We start from the raw sequence: 17,207 nt of genomic DNA, 5'->3' as shown, positions 1-17,207 counted from the left end.
TTTATTCTGTTTTTACTACTTCCGCCGGATTTTGTCGGGCGGCTTTCCACACTCTCCAACCAATACAAAGGCTTATGACAATAGTAGTTCCTGCCAAGATAACGATGTAAATCCAAGCATTTATATAGGTTTGTTCCACATAGCTCTGTAACCATGACTTCATGATGACATAACCGAGTGGAAATGCCAGAAGAGAAGAGAGCTGTATCAATATGAGGTACTCTTTTGCAAAAATAGAGAGTATATTTTTAAGTGTTGCTCCGTTCACCTTTCGAATAGCTATCTCTTTGCGACGTTGTTCGCAAGCCAGTGTTATTAACGAAAATATTCCAAAAATTGCGATCAAAATGCAAACTATTGCTACACAGCTTAATAATTTCAAGAGTGCATGTTCAGATTTTAAATAATCGTTATAAACATCTTCCATGTTGGATAATACGATTTTTGTGTCCGGATATTCTTTTCGGCAAAGATCTTCAACAGCCTGTTTCAGTTTAGGCCACTCCCCTTCCCTGTATTTTATCAGAATATCTCCTTTGCCAAGATAGAAACCGGAAAACCCTTTGGCTATGAATGCTATTGGTTTTACAGGAACAGTGGGCGAAGTAGTGTGGAAGTCTTTGACCAAACCGATGACAGTGGTGGCTGTTCCGTTAGGCCTGATTAATTTCTTGCCAATCGGATCGTTCCAGCCCAAAGTTTTTGCAGCCGTTTCGTTGATAACAATAGTGCTTGCGTCACTCTCTCCTTCTTTCAGCATTTTCCCTTTTAAAAGCCGGATGCCATAGAATTGGGCCAATTCCTCACTTTCCATCAGTACTTCCATGTTCATATCGGGGTCCGAAGGTTGTTTGCCATCCCAGTCCTTGAAAGCCATAGACATAGACACTGTTCTCGGGAGCAAAGAGAAATGTCCTTTCAGTATTTGAGTAACAGAAGGCATCTGCTCTATTTTATCTGCTGCGGGAGGTAGATTGTCTTGCGGATACAAGCTTAAGGTAGCAATGTTTTTACGTTCTATGCCGATATCTGTAGTACTTAGGAAATAGAGTTGTTTCATTATAATGCAGATACAGAAAATGAATCCTATACTGATTGATAACTGAAACAGGATACTTGCCTTACGAATGAAATATCGATGTCTGTTTGTGTTACTCTTCTGTATGTTGGTGTGCAGGGTCTGTCGGTTGAAATAGAGAGTGACGGGCATGAAGAGGCAAAGAGAACATCCAATAATAATCATAAAATACAGAGATGATTCCCAATATATATTTCCGTCTGTCACTCCCGAAAGCTCCTTAAACTCCGACAATACTAATTCTATTAATGCCATGCCTATCAATCCGGCCGAAATCAGGATAACCAGGAACTCGATGGTCAGTAAAGCAAACAGGTTCCGATTGGACGAACCGCAAACTTTGCGTAATGCAAGCTCCTTGGCCCGCATCCATAGGCGGCTGATAAACAGTGACAGATAGTTGATCAACGAACAAAGGATCACCAAACCTCCAATCACAGCGAAGAGAATAATATAGTTGAACTGAATGGCATTATTGTCTGCCAATATCGTGTAATGGCATTTACTGACAGGCATCATTAATAACTCCTTGATAGCCCCCTCGTTTTTATTTGTCTTTATTTCTGTTTGCTGCAGTTTATTACTTAGTGCCTTGGCATCTACTCCTTGATGAAGTTTAATAAAAACATAGAATCCATTATTGTACCAGACGTCCTGCCATTGCCGTATTCCGCCTCCTAATATGGAGAATGGTAAATTGGTATGTTCGCTCCAACTGTTGACAATGGCACAAACTGTTTTGGGGTCTCCATAGACTTTGATTTCTTTACCGATAGGGTTTTCTGTTCCAAAAAGACGGTTGGCAGCTTTGTCCGTCAAGGCTATCTTATTGGCTGATTCTAAAAAGTCAAGGTTTCCCTCAAGAACCCGTATCCGAAACATATTCATGAAACAAGAGTCAGCATTGATCCGGTATAGCTGTTGTGTGGCACCGTCATTGACAGTTATATCCGATTTATAAAATTCAAAAGCACATGCATCCTCTATTTCAGGGAGCATTCTTTTTAAAGAAGTTGAAACCGGATATGGCACCGTTTTATCAAATCCTGTAGCATCCAGTATGGATTTCTTGTATATTAGATGGATTCGGTCGGCTCCCTCGTGAAAAGTGTCGTATGTCATTTCATAGCGAATCCATAAAACGGTAAGAGCGAAACAGGTGAATCCCATAGCCAGTCCGATTATACTAATTATACTTTGGGCCTTATATTTCAATAAGTTTCTGAAAGCAATCTTAAAATAGTGTCGTATCATACTTTTCCTCTTTTATTCTGTTTTTACTACCTCTGCCGGGTTTTGCCGGGCAGCACTCCATACTCTTGAGAAAATACTGATGACAATAACTCCCGCTATGCCTGTAAAGATGGCGACGTACATCCAGGCCGGAATAGTCGTTTGCCGGATGTAACTTTCAATCCATGTTTGCATGATGATGTGGCTGATTGGAAACGCAATGATGGCGGCTATAAACAAAAGAATGAAATACTCTTTAAAGAACATCTGCAAGATGTTCTTTATGGTAGCTCCGTTCACTTTGCGGATAGCTATTTCTTTACGTCGTTGTTCGCATGACAAAGTCACTTGAGAGAAAATGCCAAAAATGGAGATAATGATACAGACCAAAGAAACAATTCCCAATAAGGTCATAAGTGCATCTTCGGAGCGCAGATATTTGTTGTATTCCTCTTCTTCGTTATACAGTCTCATGAAAGAAGACGGGAAATCTTCGTTCTGCATTTTTTGAATTGTGTCCAGACAAGCTTTCCAGCTTCCTTCTTTAAACTTGAATAGGATACTGGCACGTCCCCACAAATATTGCTGCTCTTCGGCACGGACAAAGGCGATAGGTTGCGGAGCAACCGTAGGGGGAAGATGGCTAAAGTCTTTCACAACTCCTATCACATGATAGAATGTTTTCTGTCCGTCGTATTCTGAGTAGAATTTCTTTCCGACGGCACTTTTCCACCCGAATTTTAATGCGGCGGTTTCATTGATGATAACATCATTTGTAATACTCTTATCAGATAACCATTCTCCTTCCGACAAATGCAATCCGTAGTATTTGAAGAAATCTTCGCCCGAAGGCATGATACCGACCGAATATGTTTCATCATTTGTTTTGTTCTGTCCATCCCATCCGTTGATCTCTGTATACATCATTGGCCCTGTGGGAATGATCGGGAAATAGTGTGGCGGCAAAGTTTCCGTAACCATGGGCAAACCGGCAATTTTAGTATTCCATTCATTGATATCACCTCCCTTCATCCAGATGGCAACGTTGGCTAAGTTGTGTCGTTCCATACCCAGATCTGTGTTTTTCAGATAATAAAGTTGTTTCATCATGACAGCTGTGCAGAAAATGAAGCCTAAGCTGATAATTAACTGCATGACCAATCCGGATTTGCGAAATATCCCCCGTTGGGCGGTCTCTTTTTTGTTTTGAATATTATTTTGTAAAGTCCGTTTTCTGAAGTAATACAGAGGGATTTGTGAAATGATAAATGACAGGATAATTACCGCAATGATGTATATCATTGCTTCTGAATATAGTGATGTTGTTTCTGATATTTGTGCCAGTTCTATAAATCGTGATAAACATAACTCTATAAGGACCATTCCTGTTGCAGATCCGGCAATCAATACTAACAGGTATTCGATGGAGAATAGTGCGAACAGTGAATGGTCTGTAGCACCACAAACTTTGCGAAGTCCCATTTCACGGCCACGCATGCGAAGACGACTGATAAAGAGAGTCAGGTAATTGAATAGCGAGCATAGGATGACCAGAGCCCCTGCTATGGCAAAATAACGGATATAATTAAACGAAATAACGATTTCGTCTCTATTTAAGTAATCTGAATAGCGGAGTGAGGTAATCGGCGTTATGGCCAATTGGCCCAAACTGCTCTCTTTTTCTTGTTTAGAGAGGTTGATAGCAGATACTCTTTTTTGAAAGCTCTCGATGTCCGTATTGGAACGTATGCGAATAAATATTTGTTCCGTTTCACTTAACCAGTCGGGGTAATGGCGGATGGGTAGCAAGATACTGTATGCCAGATTGGAGTGTTGTGACCAATCGCTGACGACTGCACATATCCGGCAAAGACGCCCTCCCAACTCAACCTCTTTTCCTAAAGGGTCTTCTTCTCCGAACCAACTTTTAGCCAGCGATTCGGTGATGGCTATTTCTTTTCCTCTTTCTTTAAGAAAGTTGACATTTCCTTTTAGGAGACGTATATCGAACATGTTGATAAAGGCAGAGTCTACTTCGACAGTCAGCAGATTCTCACTCCTGTCATTGAACTGAAGTTTCCGTCTTATGGGAGAGATTCCGCAGATGTCTTCTATCTCGGGTAAATTCTTTTTCAGATATTCCATGGCAGGATATGGCAGTGAATTGCTTAGTACACCGGTTGCCGATTTGAGCTGTGCTCTAACCATATAGATATTGTCGGCCTTTCTATGAAAAGTATCGTATGTCATTTCATAGCGTATCCATAAGGTAGCAAGCGTGAAGCAGGTAATTCCTACAGCCAATCCGATAACACTGATGATACTCTGAGTTTTATATTTCTGCAGATTTCGGAATGCGATTTTAAAATAGTGTCGTATCATTTGGTTCTTGTTTATACAAATAGTGTTTCAAGAAGTATGCCAAAGAAGCAACTCGTTGAGACACTATTGTTTATATGCTTATGGTGTATAGATACACCGTGTGAATTTGCACGATCATAGTGCGCATGCGCACAAAAATACAAATTTACTACTCTCCTTTCAACACTTTGGCCGGATTGATATTGGCAGCTTTTCGTATTTGCCATATCAGAGTGGCCAGCGAAATGAAGGAAGTCACTATGGCAGCAACAGCAAACAGCCACCAGGATATAGGAGCTTTGTTGGCAAATCCTTCCAGATATTTTGAGATGATATACCAGGACAGAGGTGCTGAGATGACAAATGCCACTCCCAGAATAATCGAGTATTTCTTTAACAGGAGCGGATAGATCTCCTTCAGGGTGGCTCCGTTCACTTTACGTAGTGCAATTTCGCGATATCGCTGACGGATGTCGAACATAGATAATCCGAATAATCCCAGGCAAGATATAAGAATGGCAATGACACTGAACAAGGAGTATATCTCGGCAGTTCGCTTATCTTCTTGATACATGGTCGCTATCTCGTCTTCTAAAAAGCTGTATTCAAACTCACCTTCGCCCAGTATTTCATCGTGCAGTTTTTTCAGGAAGGCAATGGCTTCTTGCTTTTTTCCGGGAATGATTTGTGCCATCAGTCGATCTCTATAACTGCCCCGCGGATCTTCGTAAACAATGAAGAGCGGAGGAGTGGTTTTTGATAAGTGACCGATCTTGAAGTCTTTGATCACTCCGATAATCTGATATGGAGGGTTCTTCTCCATTTCTTCGGATTTTGAAGAAGACCACCACAATCTTCTTTCGGGTTGAATCAGGGCCGTTTCTATATTATCTATTTCTAAGAGTGATTTGGCCGATTCATTAATGATCATTTTATAATCACTCCATTGATCAACAGAGTCATTCCACAGGCGCCCCTCTTTTAGCTGAAAGTCGAATAGTTCAATATATTTGTTGCTTAGACTGCTATAAATAACTTGCTTGAACTCATCCCGCTGCACATTCCGCACATTATTATAATTACCGTCCAATTGATTCGGGTTCTCTCCATACTCCCAACGGATAAAGAGCGGAGAATGGTCCATCTCTTCTTTGATGTAAGCCAGATTACTTTTTTCTCTTTGTTTCCGTCTCTCCCACTCTTCGTTCGACATATTTAGATCATATGAAGAACGTTCGGCATATAACTGACACTGAATGATGTCCTTGGTAGTATAGTTCAAATCGGCAGCCAACATGAAACGCACTTGCTTTGTGAAAAAGAGAGAAACAATAATAAGCACAAAGGTGATGAGGTACTGAACGAATAAAAATAGTACACGGGATACGATGGAATGTCCTCCTGCATTCACCGAACGGATAGATACGGAAGGCGAAACGTAATTGTATCTGATGAATGGATAAATAGAAGTCAATAATGGCAACAGAATCAGTACTCCGACAGAAAGTATGGCACTAAATTCCGTATTGGAGATTTGCGGTATCCGGAGCACATGTTCCATCATACCACCGGTTATTTCGATGATACACCAGGATATACATAGAGCCATGCCTGTCAGGATAAAGTTTTCAGTGAAAATCTGTGCGAATACATCCTTTGTACCGGCACCATATACCTTTTTAACTCCAAACTCTCTGGCACGCTTGAGCATCATTACCGTATAGATATTGATGAAATTGAACAAACCGATTATCAACAAAGCAATGGTGACAACAGCAAGTACTAAGATATTATTATAGTTGCCTCTCTGGAAATTACTCTTGCCGTTATCATAGATACGAATGGTCTTGTCGAAATAGAAATCTTTTAATGGAAAAAATTGCAGGCGAGTCGGTGTGTCCATATAGCACCTTAACTTCATAAACTTGTCGTTCTTGACGTTCAGCTTCTTAAAGTCCGTTCCGGGCATCAGTTGTATCAGGCTATAGCTTGAACGCGACCATGAATGTTGCAATTGTTCGGATACAATCAGGTCGAAATCTAAAAAGCTTTTCGTAGGCGGCTCCCCTATTACTCCTGTAATCGTGATGATGTCTCCTGTGCTGTAAGTCATTGTTTTCCCAATCGGATTATCTCCTTTGAACAGTCTTTCAGCCAATCGCCGGGTGATGATGGCATCATTCGGAGATTTCAGAGAGGAGATACCGGATACAGACGGATATGGCAGTATTTGCAGAAACGCACTGTCTGTCACCACGGTTTTCACATTATATATCTGTTTCCCGACTGTAATCCTGTCTTCCGAAAAATTAATCCACCGGGTACTTTTCAGAACAGACGGATCTTTCAACGGATCGATAAAGTTGGGGTCGTTATTTCTATCTTCATTGCTGCTTATTGTCCGCGTTCCATCTTCGTACTCGCAATATAGCAGATAGGTGTTTTCAAGGTCTTTGCAGAAATGGTTTACAGTAACCTCTTGATGGATATACCGTAGGATGATAAGTACACAAGCCAGACTCAAGGCGAGGCCCAGTATATTGATAAATGTATATGTTCTGAAACGTGCCAAGGCTTTCCAGGCCAGCTTTATAGTTTTCATGTTTGTAATGGTTTTGAGTTTGATTTCACCACAGAGCACCACAGAGTCTCACAGAGTTTTAATCTCTTGTTTATAGGATATTAAAAGAAAACCATCTCTGTGCTACTCTGTGGTGAGTTTGATCCATTTTTTATATTACTTCAGTATTAATTCTTCCGCCTCCCCAAAGGTATCATATCCTGTCGTAACGACATAATCTCCGGGCTCTAATCCTCCGGTGATTTCATATTGCTGAGGATTTTGGCGTCCGATGGTGATGGGCGTACGTACTGCCTTTGTTTTTGATGCATTGGTTTTGTAGATCCATTGTCCTCCGGTAGCCTGATAGAAATTACCGCGTGGGATGACAATGGCCTGTTCTGGTTGCCCCAGTTCGATCTGTACACGGAAACTCTTGCCTACACGTACATTATCGGGCATTTCACCGGTGAAAACCAGATCGACATCGAACATGCGGTCTTTCACTTCGGGTACGACTTTAGTAATGCGAAGCGGATACCTCTTGCCCTGATAGTTGACGGTAGCAGGTAGTCCGGTGGTGATGCGGTCAATATAATACTCGCTTAATGAAGTGTGAATCTTGTACTGATCGAGTACCTTGATTTCGGCAATGCTCTCACCTGAACTTACCTGCTGTCCCGGTGTCACTTTGACGAAACTGAGTTGTCCGCCGAGGGGTGCCTTCACTACCAGATTGCCCAGACGCTCTGTGGCTCGCTCATATTTCTTGCGTTCGCGTTCCATATCTGTACGTATCAGATCTTTACGGATGATGGTCACAGCCGAGTCGTGGCGCAGACTTTCACGTTGCAGTTCGGCATTTTTTACCTTATAGTTATATTCGTCTTCCGATACTTCAAGTTGTGCCTTGCTCTTGATACCCATACGAAATTCTTCTTTATCCAGCGCAAAGCTCTTTTTGAGCCGCGCCAGTTCATAATTGGTTTCCAACGTTTGTTGTTTTAGGTTCAGGCTTTTCTGTTCCATTTCGATCTCTTTTTCCTGGTAAGTGATGCGCTGCTTCTCCCAATCGTCCCGTTGGTCCTCGATGCTGCGCAACAAATCCGGATTAGAAAGGGTAAGGATCGTATCTCCCTTTTGGAGCAGGCTTCCTTCCTCAGCGATGATACGCTCTACGCTGCCGGCTTCGCGGGTGTTCACTTTGATAGTGAGAATTGGCTGGATCAGTCCTTCCACATCTACATATTCCATAAACTTACCGTCTTTGACCTCGGCTATCTGTATGTTTTCCGATTCGATGCGGAGCTTGCGCGGACCGACCGACAAAATAATGACGTAAACAAGGAAAGCGGCGAATGCAATGCCTCCGGCTATGTAGAATTTATAGCGGATGTACCAGGGTTTCTTTTCAATTTTAATATCCATATTATTTTTATTTTTTTCGATTAACGATTTTTGTTTCGGATCAGTCTATCAACAGATCATAATTCTCGGTGAGTGGTGCCTTCCCTTCAAAGTCGAAGAGAGTGAGGCTGCGTAAGGTGTAATACAAACTCCAGTAGTTATAAAGGGCTGTTATATAATTACGGCGCGCCTGGTCTTTCTCTGTGATGGAAGCATTCAGGTCGAGAATGGTCGACTTACCGAGCAGATAGAGCTTGCGTGCCACGTCGCTACGCCGTTGGGCAGTTTCGTCGGTACGTGCGGCTATCCGTACCCGCTGCGCCTGAAGGTTGAATTGTTTCACCAGTTTGCGCACATTTAGTTCGAAGTCGGTTTTGTCCTGTTCCACCTGTGTGTATACAAGGTCGCGATTGGAACGTGCCACACGTACCTTGCCTTTGCCGCGTCCCCAGTCGAGAATGGGAAGCGCAATGCCCAAACTGACGTATTGCTGGTCTAAAGGCCGTTTGTATGCACTCCCCAGTTTATCGGCTGTCTGTGTCAATCCGAAACGCAGATAAATATCCGCTTTCAGTCCGGCATTGGCTCGGGCATATGACACATTACTTTCACTTTCCAGTTTCCGGCGCATCATGTTCTGTATCTCCGGGCTGTTCTCGTTGGCCAGCAACAACGCTTCGTGCAATTCTACACTGAAGTCCGGCACATGGTCATTGACTTTCACTTTTAGTTCTTCATCACTTTGAATGCCCAGATACGAGCGTAGCTCCTGCATGCAGTTGTCCATCTCAATACGGGCATTCATTCGGTTGGTTTCTTCGGTTAGTTTGTTCAGTTCCAGTTGCAACATTTCGTTTTCGGTAATGGTACCGATGTTATAGCGCCCCTGGGCATATTGATAGAGTGTGTCTGCGTTGGCATAATTGATGGTGGCGGTTTCGTAATTGCTTTGTGCGGTGGCAAGGTTAAAGAACTTCTGTGTAGCCCGTGCAGCTACCAATTCGAGTGTTTCTACATACGATTTTTTTGCTTCCCGGTAACGTACCGGTTCAATGCGGCGGTCCCATTTCAAACTGTTGTATCCGAAGAGCGACTGGCGGTAACCTATATTAATAGGTGAAGTCTGCCAAGCCGTTGTATGATCACTGAAGAGATCCATGCGTTGCGCTGCCGTCTCTATGAAAAGTGAACCTCCGGTCCAGGGAATATTCTGAGTCAGGCTTAGGGTGAGGTCTGTGCTGAGCATATTCTGTTCTACGAACTTTACAGTTCCGTCTCCCAGTGTTACTTTGTTGATGGCCCGGTTTAAATTGGGGTCCGAAGTCAGGCTCAAAGCAGGCAAATAGTTTGCTTTATAATATTTGTAATTCCAGTAAGCCGAACGGAAACTATGGCGTGCCGTTTGTGCGTCCGGCGACTGAAGCTTGGCAAGCTTCACGGTTTCGTCCAAAGAGAGCTCCATCGTGTGTTCCTGTGCGGCGACCAATGAGATGCAACTGCATCCGGCAATAATAAATATCGTTTTCAGATTCATTGTGTATTTACTTTTTATATAAATCATTCAAAAGGTATGCCATGAATGTAAGTTGCTTTTTAATAGCATTTTATATGTGCGCGCTTCTTTGTCTTCATGTGCATATACGCACAAAAATAGTGCGAATTAGCACACACAACGCATGAATATAATCTGTATCTTTGCCCTCAGCCTAAAGGTAAGCAGTTGTATCCGGCTTACATTGGCATCATTGCATAGTGAGATAAGATGTACGAGATGTATAACCGGGATATGACGAGCTGTACAACTGGTATATCTCATCTTTTAAAGGAACATAAATTAGCTCGTAATATAATATGGAACAGCTTGGAAAGATATTAATTGTAGATGATAATGAAGATGTATTGTTTGCCCTCAATCTTTTGCTCGAACCTTATACCGAAAAGATTAAAGTGGCTACTACCCCCGATCGCATTGAATATTTTATGACTACTTTCGGCCCGGACATCATCCTGCTCGATATGAATTTTAGCCGTGACGCCATCAGTGGGCAGGAAGGATTTGAGAGCCTGCAACAGATTCTGAAGATTGACCCGCAGGCAATCGTGATTTTTATGACGGCATATGCCGATACGGACAAAGCTGTACGGGCCATCAAGGCAGGTGCAACAGATTTTATTCCCAAGCCATGGGAGAAAGAGAAACTTCTGGCAACCTTGTCTTCGAGCATGAAACTCCGACAGTCACGTCACGAAGTGAATATGCTGAAGGAACAGGTGGAAGTATTGAGCGGACAGGGAGGATCAGAGAACGAGATCATCGGTGAGTCGGCAGCCATGCAAGAAGTGTTTGCTACCATTAATAAATTGAGTGAAACGGATGCGAATATCCTGATCTTGGGCGAGAATGGTACCGGAAAGGATGTGATTGCCCGTTTGCTCTATCGTTGTTCTCCTCGTTACGGAAAGCCCTTTGTGACAATTGATCTGGGTAGTATCCCCGAACAATTGTTTGAAAGTGAATTGTTTGGTTATGAGAAGGGTGCTTTCACCGATGCCCGGAAAGCGAAAGCCGGGCGGATGGAAGTGGCTACGGGCGGAACTTTGTTTCTGGATGAAATAGGTAATCTTTCACTTCCAATGCAATCGAAGTTACTGACTGCGATTGAGAAGAGGCAAATCAGTCGGTTGGGTTCCACTCAGTCGGTGCCTATCGATGTACGTCTGGTATGTGCAACCAATGCGGATATCCGGGCAATGGTGGATGAAGGAAACTTCCGTCAGGACTTACTTTACCGCATCAATACGATAGAAATCCATATTCCTCCCCTGCGTGAACGTGGTAATGACGTCATCTTGCTGGCCGAGTTCTTTCTGGAACGTTATGCCCGCAAGTATAAAAAGGATATGCATGGGCTGACGCGTGAGGCGAAGAATAAATTGTTGAAATATAACTGGCCCGGCAATGTGCGCGAGTTGCAACACACCATAGAGCGTGCTGTGATTCTGGGCGACGGCTCTCTGCTGAAGCCGGAGAATTTCCTTTTCCACTCTTCTGTACGGCAGAAAAAAGAAGAGGAAGTACTCAATCTGGAACAGTTGGAACGGCAAGCCGTAGATAAAGCTATGCGCCTGAGCGAAGGCAATATCACCCGGGCGGCCGAATATCTGGGAATCACCCGTTTTGCTCTTTATCGTAAACTCGAAAAACTCGGCTTATGAAACGCTATTCTATCAGTGTAGTGCTACACATCCTTTTGTTGGTAATACTCTCCATCGGAGGATATCTGCTCTTCCATTACGAATTGTGGTTTAGCACTTTGATTGTGACACTTTTGCTGATTGCCACAGGAGTGCACCTCTATTCCATTCAGATGAGATTGGCAGGCATGATGCGGCGACTGACGGATAGCATCCGCTTCAATGATATGACGCAAAGTTTTCAGCCGCCGTTTAAAAGCAGGATGATGGTTGAACTGGCGGATGAACTCTCGCAAACGCTGAAATTGTTCCGAGGCAGACTTCTTGAGGAAGAAGTAAAGCATCAATATTATGAGAATCTGTTAAGTAAGGTAGATACGGCTGTGATGGTGACCGATCGTTCAGGCCGGGTAGAATGGATGAATCATGCGGCTGTGGCTTTAGTCGGGCAAGAAACCCAATTGCCTCAGGAATGGCTTACCACTTCTTGGAACGAGACGCAAGTAGTACGCATCCGGCAGCAAGGAACTTCTGTCGAAATGGCTGTGTCCTGCACCCTGTTTGCTGCACAAAACAAGGAAAGGTTACTGGTCAGTCTGAAAAATATCCATTCGGTATTGGAACGTAACGAGATGGAGGCCTGGCAAAAATTGATACGGGTATTGACTCATGAGATTATGAACTCTATTACTCCTATTATTTCTCTGTCCGAAACATTGAGTGAACGTGGAATACCCGAACGGCTTAGCGAGAAAGAATACGGTGTCATGTTGCAGGCTATGCAGACCATTCATCGGAGAAGCAAGGGACTGCTCGGGTTTGTGGAAAATTATCGTCGGCTGACCCGTATCCCTACTCCTGTCTGTGCGTTGGTGATGGTAGACGAACTCTTTTCTGATCTGAGGAAACTATTTCCGGATGCGTTTATCCATTTTGCGGCTACACATAGAGGTGCTACTCTCTACATCGATCGTGCACAGATAGAACAGGTATTGATTAATCTGATTAAAAACGCGAAAGAAGCCTGTGGACAAAGTACTGCTCCGCAGATTGAAGTGGAATTGGAACAAATACCCGGAAAAGTCTGCAGTTTGACGGTCCGTGATAACGGTGAGGGCATTCTTCCGGAAGTGATGGATAAAATATTCGTTCCGTTTTTTACGACGAAACCTTCGGGGTCCGGCATCGGACTCAGTTTGTGTAAACAGATTATGAATCTGCATGGGGGCACTATCACTGTTTCCTCAGAGATAAGTAAAGGCAGCTGTTTTACACTGATGTTTCCGGGAAGATAGGGGCTGTTAACCCCTATCCAATCCGCTCATGTCCGGATTGAGTTCTTTTACTGCATCGCGCACTTCTTTTTTGGTGGCTTCGCTGTAAGTTCCGGTTTGCTGTACGGGTACTTTGTCTTTAAGTACCTTTTCAGCCTTCTTCTGTTCTTCCGATGAAGTTTTCTCTTTTTCAGTATTCATAAATCCGATCTCCTTTATTTAGTTAATAATAATGTAAACACCCCCACAGATGGATGGTTCATTACATTTTAGTTATTTTCTGTTTCTAATTCTTTGATTTCTTTGTTCAGGAATACCGATAATATGGTTCTTACGACAACGATACCGCCTAAAATAATCAGTTCGTTCATTGTAGGCTCCAATACAGTTTTCAGGATGTCCGAAGCAATCAGAAATTCTAACCCCAATAATAAATAGGTTCCGAATACGGCTCTCAACTTCCGTATATTAGTTGGGGTATAGGTGCCGGTTATCCTCTTCAGTTCATTGAGGATAAAAGAGAGGATAGCAATCAGCGCCCCATAAGTGACAATCAGCAAGCTGATGACACTGATAATAGTAGCCAGTAGACTTAAAAATTGTGTAAGCATAAAAGTTGTTATTTTTGTGATGGATAAAGCGGGTTACCTGTCTCGTCTACTTCCGTCCAATCCTTTACGCTGACGGAAGGAATAGAAACGGAACTGCCATTGATCACCGCACTGAATAAGTAAGAATCTCCGGCTTTCAACTCTCCGCTTGGGACAGGGATCTGAACGCTATAAGTTTTCGAATTGTTGTTTCCATCTGTTTCCACTTCAAGCGTAAGTGTCATCGGATCATTGGTCTGCAGTGGAAGCATGATATATTGCGCCAGAAATCCATTAATGCCCATTTTATTGGGTTTGTCATATGATGTTGCGGGAGGAATAACTCCGGTGGAGAGTGTCATGCTCGCTCCTGGAACCGGCGGAGTGATAGTAGCTGATAGTAGCCTGCTTAATTGAATACCATCTCCGGCAGAGACTTCAACGACAACTTGTGTACAGGCATGCTGGAATACAATGGGAATATTGATCTGTGCACTGCTTACATCCTGGTCGGTACTACCCCACCAAAGATAATCGATGCCATTGAATAAAGGTTCTGACTCTTGTCCGGTAAAAGAAGGTGGTATGGTTGAGAAGTTGTCGGATACGGCGTAAAAATTATAGATGCCGTTCGCAAGATACATTTTATACCCGTCTTTTCCGGATAATACCCCCGGAGAGGAAGTGATGTACAATCCTTCGGCAAACAGAGTTTCCTGACTGGTGGTACTCTGTGCCTTTTGATAGGCGTACAAAGTGCTCTTGATTCCTTTTTTCATAGGAGACATGGCACGGGTCAGGTTTCGGCTTTCGACAGAAGCATTGAAAGTGACGAGTGTCGTCTCCTTTTGTGGAGTTTCGGGAAGATTATCTTCTCCGTTGCCATAAATAATGGTGGTATTTTTGGCACAACTGCCCATAAACAAAGCCATACCGGCAAAAGCAATGAAATACATAGGTTTAGGAATTCTAAGTCTCATGATATTTGTTTTTATAGTGATGTTTCTGTATTATACGTTTGAAACGGGATTTAGTTCACAGCTTTCGGAAATATTGCCGGAAAGTACCGTTTAAAATCTATCTAATAGTATCAAACTTCATTAACAGAGAGAACTTTTTCTATGTTTTATTGTCATTATAGCATAACAATAAAACGTAGAACATATGGCTAAAGTAATTAATAGGGATGTACCTATCGCAGAAGAAAATACCACCCTGACCGGTCAGCCGGCATCGAACATGTATGATGACTGGAGTGAAGAGATGGTGGATCGTGCAGACAATGTGTATGATGATACCAAAAAGAAACCTGCCCAAAGCAAAAAGATAAGAGAAAAGAAGATCAAGGAAATAGATGAAGTGATCAAAGAGGATCTTGAATAACTTGTCTCTGTCGTGTGTTTAGCATAAAAGTCCTGATTCTGGCGGAATCGGGACTTTTTAGGTTAATAGCTTCTATTTTTCTTATATATCCAAATGCGTGACTGATAGGATGTTAAAAAATAAATATGAAAAAATGCTTCTTTCACTATTGCATATTTAAAAATAGTCCCTATCTTTGCACCGCTTTTGAAAGGAACTTCCCTATAAGAACGGGGTGTAGCGCAGTCCGGTTAGCGCACCTGCTTTGGGAGCAGGGGGTCGTGGGTTCGAATCCCGCTACCCCGACGAAGTCAAAGGGAGTTCTTCATTAAAAGTTTTCGGGGTGTAGCGCAGTCCGGTTAGCGCACCTGCTTTGGGAGCAGGGGGTCGTGGGTTCGAATCCCGCTACCCCGACAATAAAAAAACACTGGTAATTAAGTTTGCAACTTAACTATCAGTGTTTTTTATTTATCAGATGGATATTAAAAGGATTTAAGTTCTTCTTCAAATTTGGTGGTAAGTTTTCTTTTACTCATGGAATCTAATTCCGTTTTCGGAAGCGTAAGCCCTCGTTTATAGTTGACAAAAAAGCAAGTATCCCGGTTTTCTCCCGAAGAGTCCATCCATGAGGTGAAGAAGCGAATTTTAGAATAAACCATCTGAAAATCAATATCTTTAAAAAGTAAGATTTCTATCCTCAAAAGCTTTGTTTTAACACAGAGTTAAAGCTTGTTCTTTGGATGTGAATAACAAGTTCTTTAAATGCAAAAGACTTATTATTTGCGCACAAGAACCTGACAACCTCCAAAAGGCGTTAACAATGTTAATTGAAGAAAGGTATAAGAGTGAAGATACCGGTCCGGACGGCGCAAATTCACTTCCGAAACTTGAGTTATCTTATTCAGCCGGTGTCTGGTCTTTCTTATTAAAGCAAGCAAAAAGGACAATTATCAACTTGAAAATAAAGAAATAAAGAATTTACCGCCAAATTTGAAGAAGAACCACAGGATTTATGATTCTTCAAGAATGAAAATACTGCAAAAAACGCAAATTTTAAAATGTTATCCATATAATTGTACTTATGCCGACCTGTGAAACAGAAAGATGAGAAGCTCCCATTGAAAATTAGCATATCGTACATGCAGCAATTTACATTGATAAACTTAAATGCTTTCTTTCTCTTCTAAAATGGGATACAAGAAGGGAATAATTTATAGAATTATTGCCAAACTCCGTAATAGTGCTCTTGTTGATGGCTTCTTGCGGTTTAAAGGTAAATTGGTTATGTAATTGTTGATGCACATCGTATAATACCAAGAATACTACCTGTGACAGAACGCTTGCACGGCTTTATAGATGGAACTTGTGTTAGCTTTTTCACATTTTCAGATAAAAATCCTGGGTGAGTTCTATATACTTTTCACTATATTGATGACGGGAGGTTTCAGTCAGTAATTCTTCTGTTTCGCATGTCTGTTTGGTGAATCTAAATGAAATTAGAGTTCGTTTGGGCGTTCCGCCGGGCTTGGTTATGATAAAGAGTTGACGTGAAGGATATAGCCCATATTTATGAGCAAGTGTTTTAATTTGCTCACCGACATCCATTGGTATCACTATAGTGAATGCTCCCTCTTGCGAAAGTAGTCCGGATACACCTGCTAATAATTCTTCATATGTCAGGCTGTCGTTGTGACGGGCTTTATTACGTTGTTCGTCAGAACACTTTAATGAAGCGTTAAAGTAAGGAGGATTGGAAACTATTGTATCAAATTTGGATATACCATTTTTACTGCTATAATGTTTAAAATCTTGTTGGATTACCTCTATTCTATTTTTCCAGGGCGAGCGGTTTATGTTTTCAGTTGCTTGGGCAGCAGCGACTTCATCAATCTCAAGGGCTGTAATGGAAGCTGTACTGCGCTGGGCTAACATAAGTGCCACCAGTCCTGTGCCGGTACCAATGTCGAGAATGCGGACCGAGGATTTTACGGGAGTCCATGCCCCGAGCAGGACGCCGTCTGTACCTACCTTCATGGCACATTTATCGTGCCAAACGGTAAACTGTTTAAACTGAAAATAAGGTTGGCTCATTTAGCTAATAAATAATTAAGTTCGCCAAAAATAGGTAAATATTGTGATATGACATT

The 17,207-nt window shown here is 42.4% G+C and carries 13 protein-coding genes and 2 tRNA genes; 6 read left to right on the top strand and 9 right to left on the bottom strand.

Features of this window, described 5'->3' with window-relative positions; all coding sequences use genetic code 11:
- Window position 1: 1 nt before the first annotated feature.
- From R3O62_RS15815 to R3O62_RS15795, 5 genes are all read right to left on the bottom strand, one after another.
- A complete protein-coding gene (locus R3O62_RS15815) occupies window positions 2-2,332 on the bottom strand; it encodes an ABC transporter permease (protein WP_032539283.1) in 2,331 nt (776 codons plus the stop codon).
- A 12-nt stretch (window positions 2,333-2,344) separates the two neighbouring features.
- Complete coding sequence (locus tag R3O62_RS15810; RefSeq protein WP_223129473.1) at window positions 2,345-4,693, bottom strand: ABC transporter permease; 2,349 nt, start codon at window positions 4,691-4,693, stop codon at window positions 2,345-2,347.
- A 148-nt stretch (window positions 4,694-4,841) separates the two neighbouring features.
- Window positions 4,842-7,274, bottom strand: a complete 2,433-nt coding sequence (locus R3O62_RS15805; RefSeq protein WP_223129474.1) for an ABC transporter permease — start codon at window positions 7,272-7,274, stop codon at window positions 4,842-4,844.
- A gap of 135 nt (window positions 7,275-7,409) precedes the next feature.
- On the bottom strand, window positions 7,410-8,660 hold the full coding sequence (locus R3O62_RS15800) for an efflux RND transporter periplasmic adaptor subunit (protein WP_005777818.1): 1,251 nt from the start codon (window positions 8,658-8,660) through the stop codon (window positions 7,410-7,412).
- Between the two features lie 40 nt (window positions 8,661-8,700).
- The gene (locus tag R3O62_RS15795; RefSeq protein ID WP_005777816.1) at window positions 8,701-10,173 is read right to left on the bottom strand and encodes a TolC family protein; all 1,473 of its coding nucleotides are present in this window, start codon (window positions 10,171-10,173) and stop codon (window positions 8,701-8,703) included.
- Between the two features lie 317 nt (window positions 10,174-10,490).
- Here R3O62_RS15795 and R3O62_RS15790 point away from each other — a divergent pair, with 317 nt between their 5' ends.
- On the top strand, window positions 10,491-11,855 hold the full coding sequence (locus R3O62_RS15790) for a sigma-54-dependent transcriptional regulator (RefSeq protein WP_250746350.1): 1,365 nt from the start codon (window positions 10,491-10,493) through the stop codon (window positions 11,853-11,855).
- Entirely contained in the window at window positions 11,852-13,129 is a 1,278-nt protein-coding gene (locus R3O62_RS15785) for a sensor histidine kinase (protein WP_005777812.1), read from the top strand. The genes R3O62_RS15790 and R3O62_RS15785 overlap by 4 nt, the downstream gene beginning before the upstream one ends.
- 6 nt (window positions 13,130-13,135) lie before the next feature.
- On the opposite strand, the gene R3O62_RS15780 is transcribed toward R3O62_RS15785, so the two are convergent.
- From R3O62_RS15780 to R3O62_RS15770, 3 genes are all read right to left on the bottom strand, one after another.
- A complete protein-coding gene (locus R3O62_RS15780; protein WP_005777810.1) occupies window positions 13,136-13,309 on the bottom strand; it encodes a hypothetical protein in 174 nt (57 codons plus the stop codon).
- Window positions 13,310-13,377: 68 nt separating this feature from the next.
- Window positions 13,378-13,719 (bottom strand): DUF1622 domain-containing protein, encoded by a 342-nt coding sequence (locus tag R3O62_RS15775; protein WP_005777808.1) that lies wholly within the window; start codon window positions 13,717-13,719, stop codon window positions 13,378-13,380.
- 8 nt (window positions 13,720-13,727) lie between these two features.
- The gene (locus R3O62_RS15770; RefSeq protein ID WP_250746353.1) at window positions 13,728-14,678 is read right to left on the bottom strand and encodes a fimbrillin family protein; all 951 of its coding nucleotides are present in this window, start codon (window positions 14,676-14,678) and stop codon (window positions 13,728-13,730) included.
- A gap of 184 nt (window positions 14,679-14,862) precedes the next feature.
- On the opposite strand from R3O62_RS15770, the gene R3O62_RS15765 reads away from it, so the two are divergent.
- From R3O62_RS15765 to R3O62_RS15750, 4 genes are all read left to right on the top strand, one after another.
- Window positions 14,863-15,081, top strand: coding sequence for a hypothetical protein (locus R3O62_RS15765; protein ID WP_005777804.1), 219 nt, complete (start codon window positions 14,863-14,865; stop codon window positions 15,079-15,081).
- Between the two features lie 210 nt (window positions 15,082-15,291).
- Window positions 15,292-15,366, top strand: a tRNA-Pro gene (locus tag R3O62_RS15760).
- 33 nt (window positions 15,367-15,399) lie between these two features.
- Window positions 15,400-15,474, top strand: a tRNA-Pro gene (locus R3O62_RS15755).
- Window positions 15,475-15,802: 328 nt separating this feature from the next.
- Window positions 15,803-16,033: a hypothetical protein gene (locus R3O62_RS15750; protein ID WP_032530019.1), complete on the top strand. Its 231-nt coding sequence runs from the start codon at window positions 15,803-15,805 to the stop codon at window positions 16,031-16,033.
- A gap of 404 nt (window positions 16,034-16,437) precedes the next feature.
- On the opposite strand, the gene R3O62_RS15745 is transcribed toward R3O62_RS15750, so the two are convergent.
- Window positions 16,438-17,151, bottom strand: coding sequence for a tRNA1(Val) (adenine(37)-N6)-methyltransferase (locus R3O62_RS15745; RefSeq protein ID WP_032530003.1), 714 nt, complete (start codon window positions 17,149-17,151; stop codon window positions 16,438-16,440).
- Window positions 17,152-17,207: the final 56 nt, after the last annotated feature.

Source organism: Bacteroides hominis (genome assembly GCF_033042785.2).
In the GTDB taxonomy this organism is placed as follows: domain Bacteria; phylum Bacteroidota; class Bacteroidia; order Bacteroidales; family Bacteroidaceae; genus Bacteroides; species Bacteroides hominis.
This window is presented reverse-complemented; position numbering and strand designations above follow the sequence as displayed.

What these genes read in the sequence shown, in the direction of transcription:
- R3O62_RS15815 (WP_032539283.1), bottom strand. Translation starts at nt 2,332, where the DNA reads ATGATACGACACTATTTTAAGATTGCTTTCAGAAACTTATTGAAATAT.
- R3O62_RS15810 (WP_223129473.1), bottom strand. Translation starts at nt 4,693, where the DNA reads ATGATACGACACTATTTTAAAATCGCATTCCGAAATCTGCAGAAATAT.
- R3O62_RS15805 (WP_223129474.1), bottom strand. Translation starts at nt 7,274, where the DNA reads ATGAAAACTATAAAGCTGGCCTGGAAAGCCTTGGCACGTTTCAGAACA.
- R3O62_RS15800 (WP_005777818.1), bottom strand. Translation starts at nt 8,660, where the DNA reads ATGGATATTAAAATTGAAAAGAAACCCTGGTACATCCGCTATAAATTC.
- R3O62_RS15795 (WP_005777816.1), bottom strand. Translation starts at nt 10,173, where the DNA reads ATGAATCTGAAAACGATATTTATTATTGCCGGATGCAGTTGCATCTCA.
- R3O62_RS15790 (WP_250746350.1), top strand. Translation starts at nt 10,491, where the DNA reads ATGGAACAGCTTGGAAAGATATTAATTGTAGATGATAATGAAGATGTA.
- R3O62_RS15785 (WP_005777812.1), top strand. Translation starts at nt 11,852, where the DNA reads ATGAAACGCTATTCTATCAGTGTAGTGCTACACATCCTTTTGTTGGTA.
- R3O62_RS15780 (WP_005777810.1), bottom strand. Translation starts at nt 13,309, where the DNA reads ATGAATACTGAAAAAGAGAAAACTTCATCGGAAGAACAGAAGAAGGCT.
- R3O62_RS15775 (WP_005777808.1), bottom strand. Translation starts at nt 13,719, where the DNA reads ATGCTTACACAATTTTTAAGTCTACTGGCTACTATTATCAGTGTCATC.
- R3O62_RS15770 (WP_250746353.1), bottom strand. Translation starts at nt 14,678, where the DNA reads ATGAGACTTAGAATTCCTAAACCTATGTATTTCATTGCTTTTGCCGGT.
- R3O62_RS15765 (WP_005777804.1), top strand. Translation starts at nt 14,863, where the DNA reads ATGGCTAAAGTAATTAATAGGGATGTACCTATCGCAGAAGAAAATACC.
- R3O62_RS15745 (WP_032530003.1), bottom strand. Translation starts at nt 17,151, where the DNA reads ATGAGCCAACCTTATTTTCAGTTTAAACAGTTTACCGTTTGGCACGAT.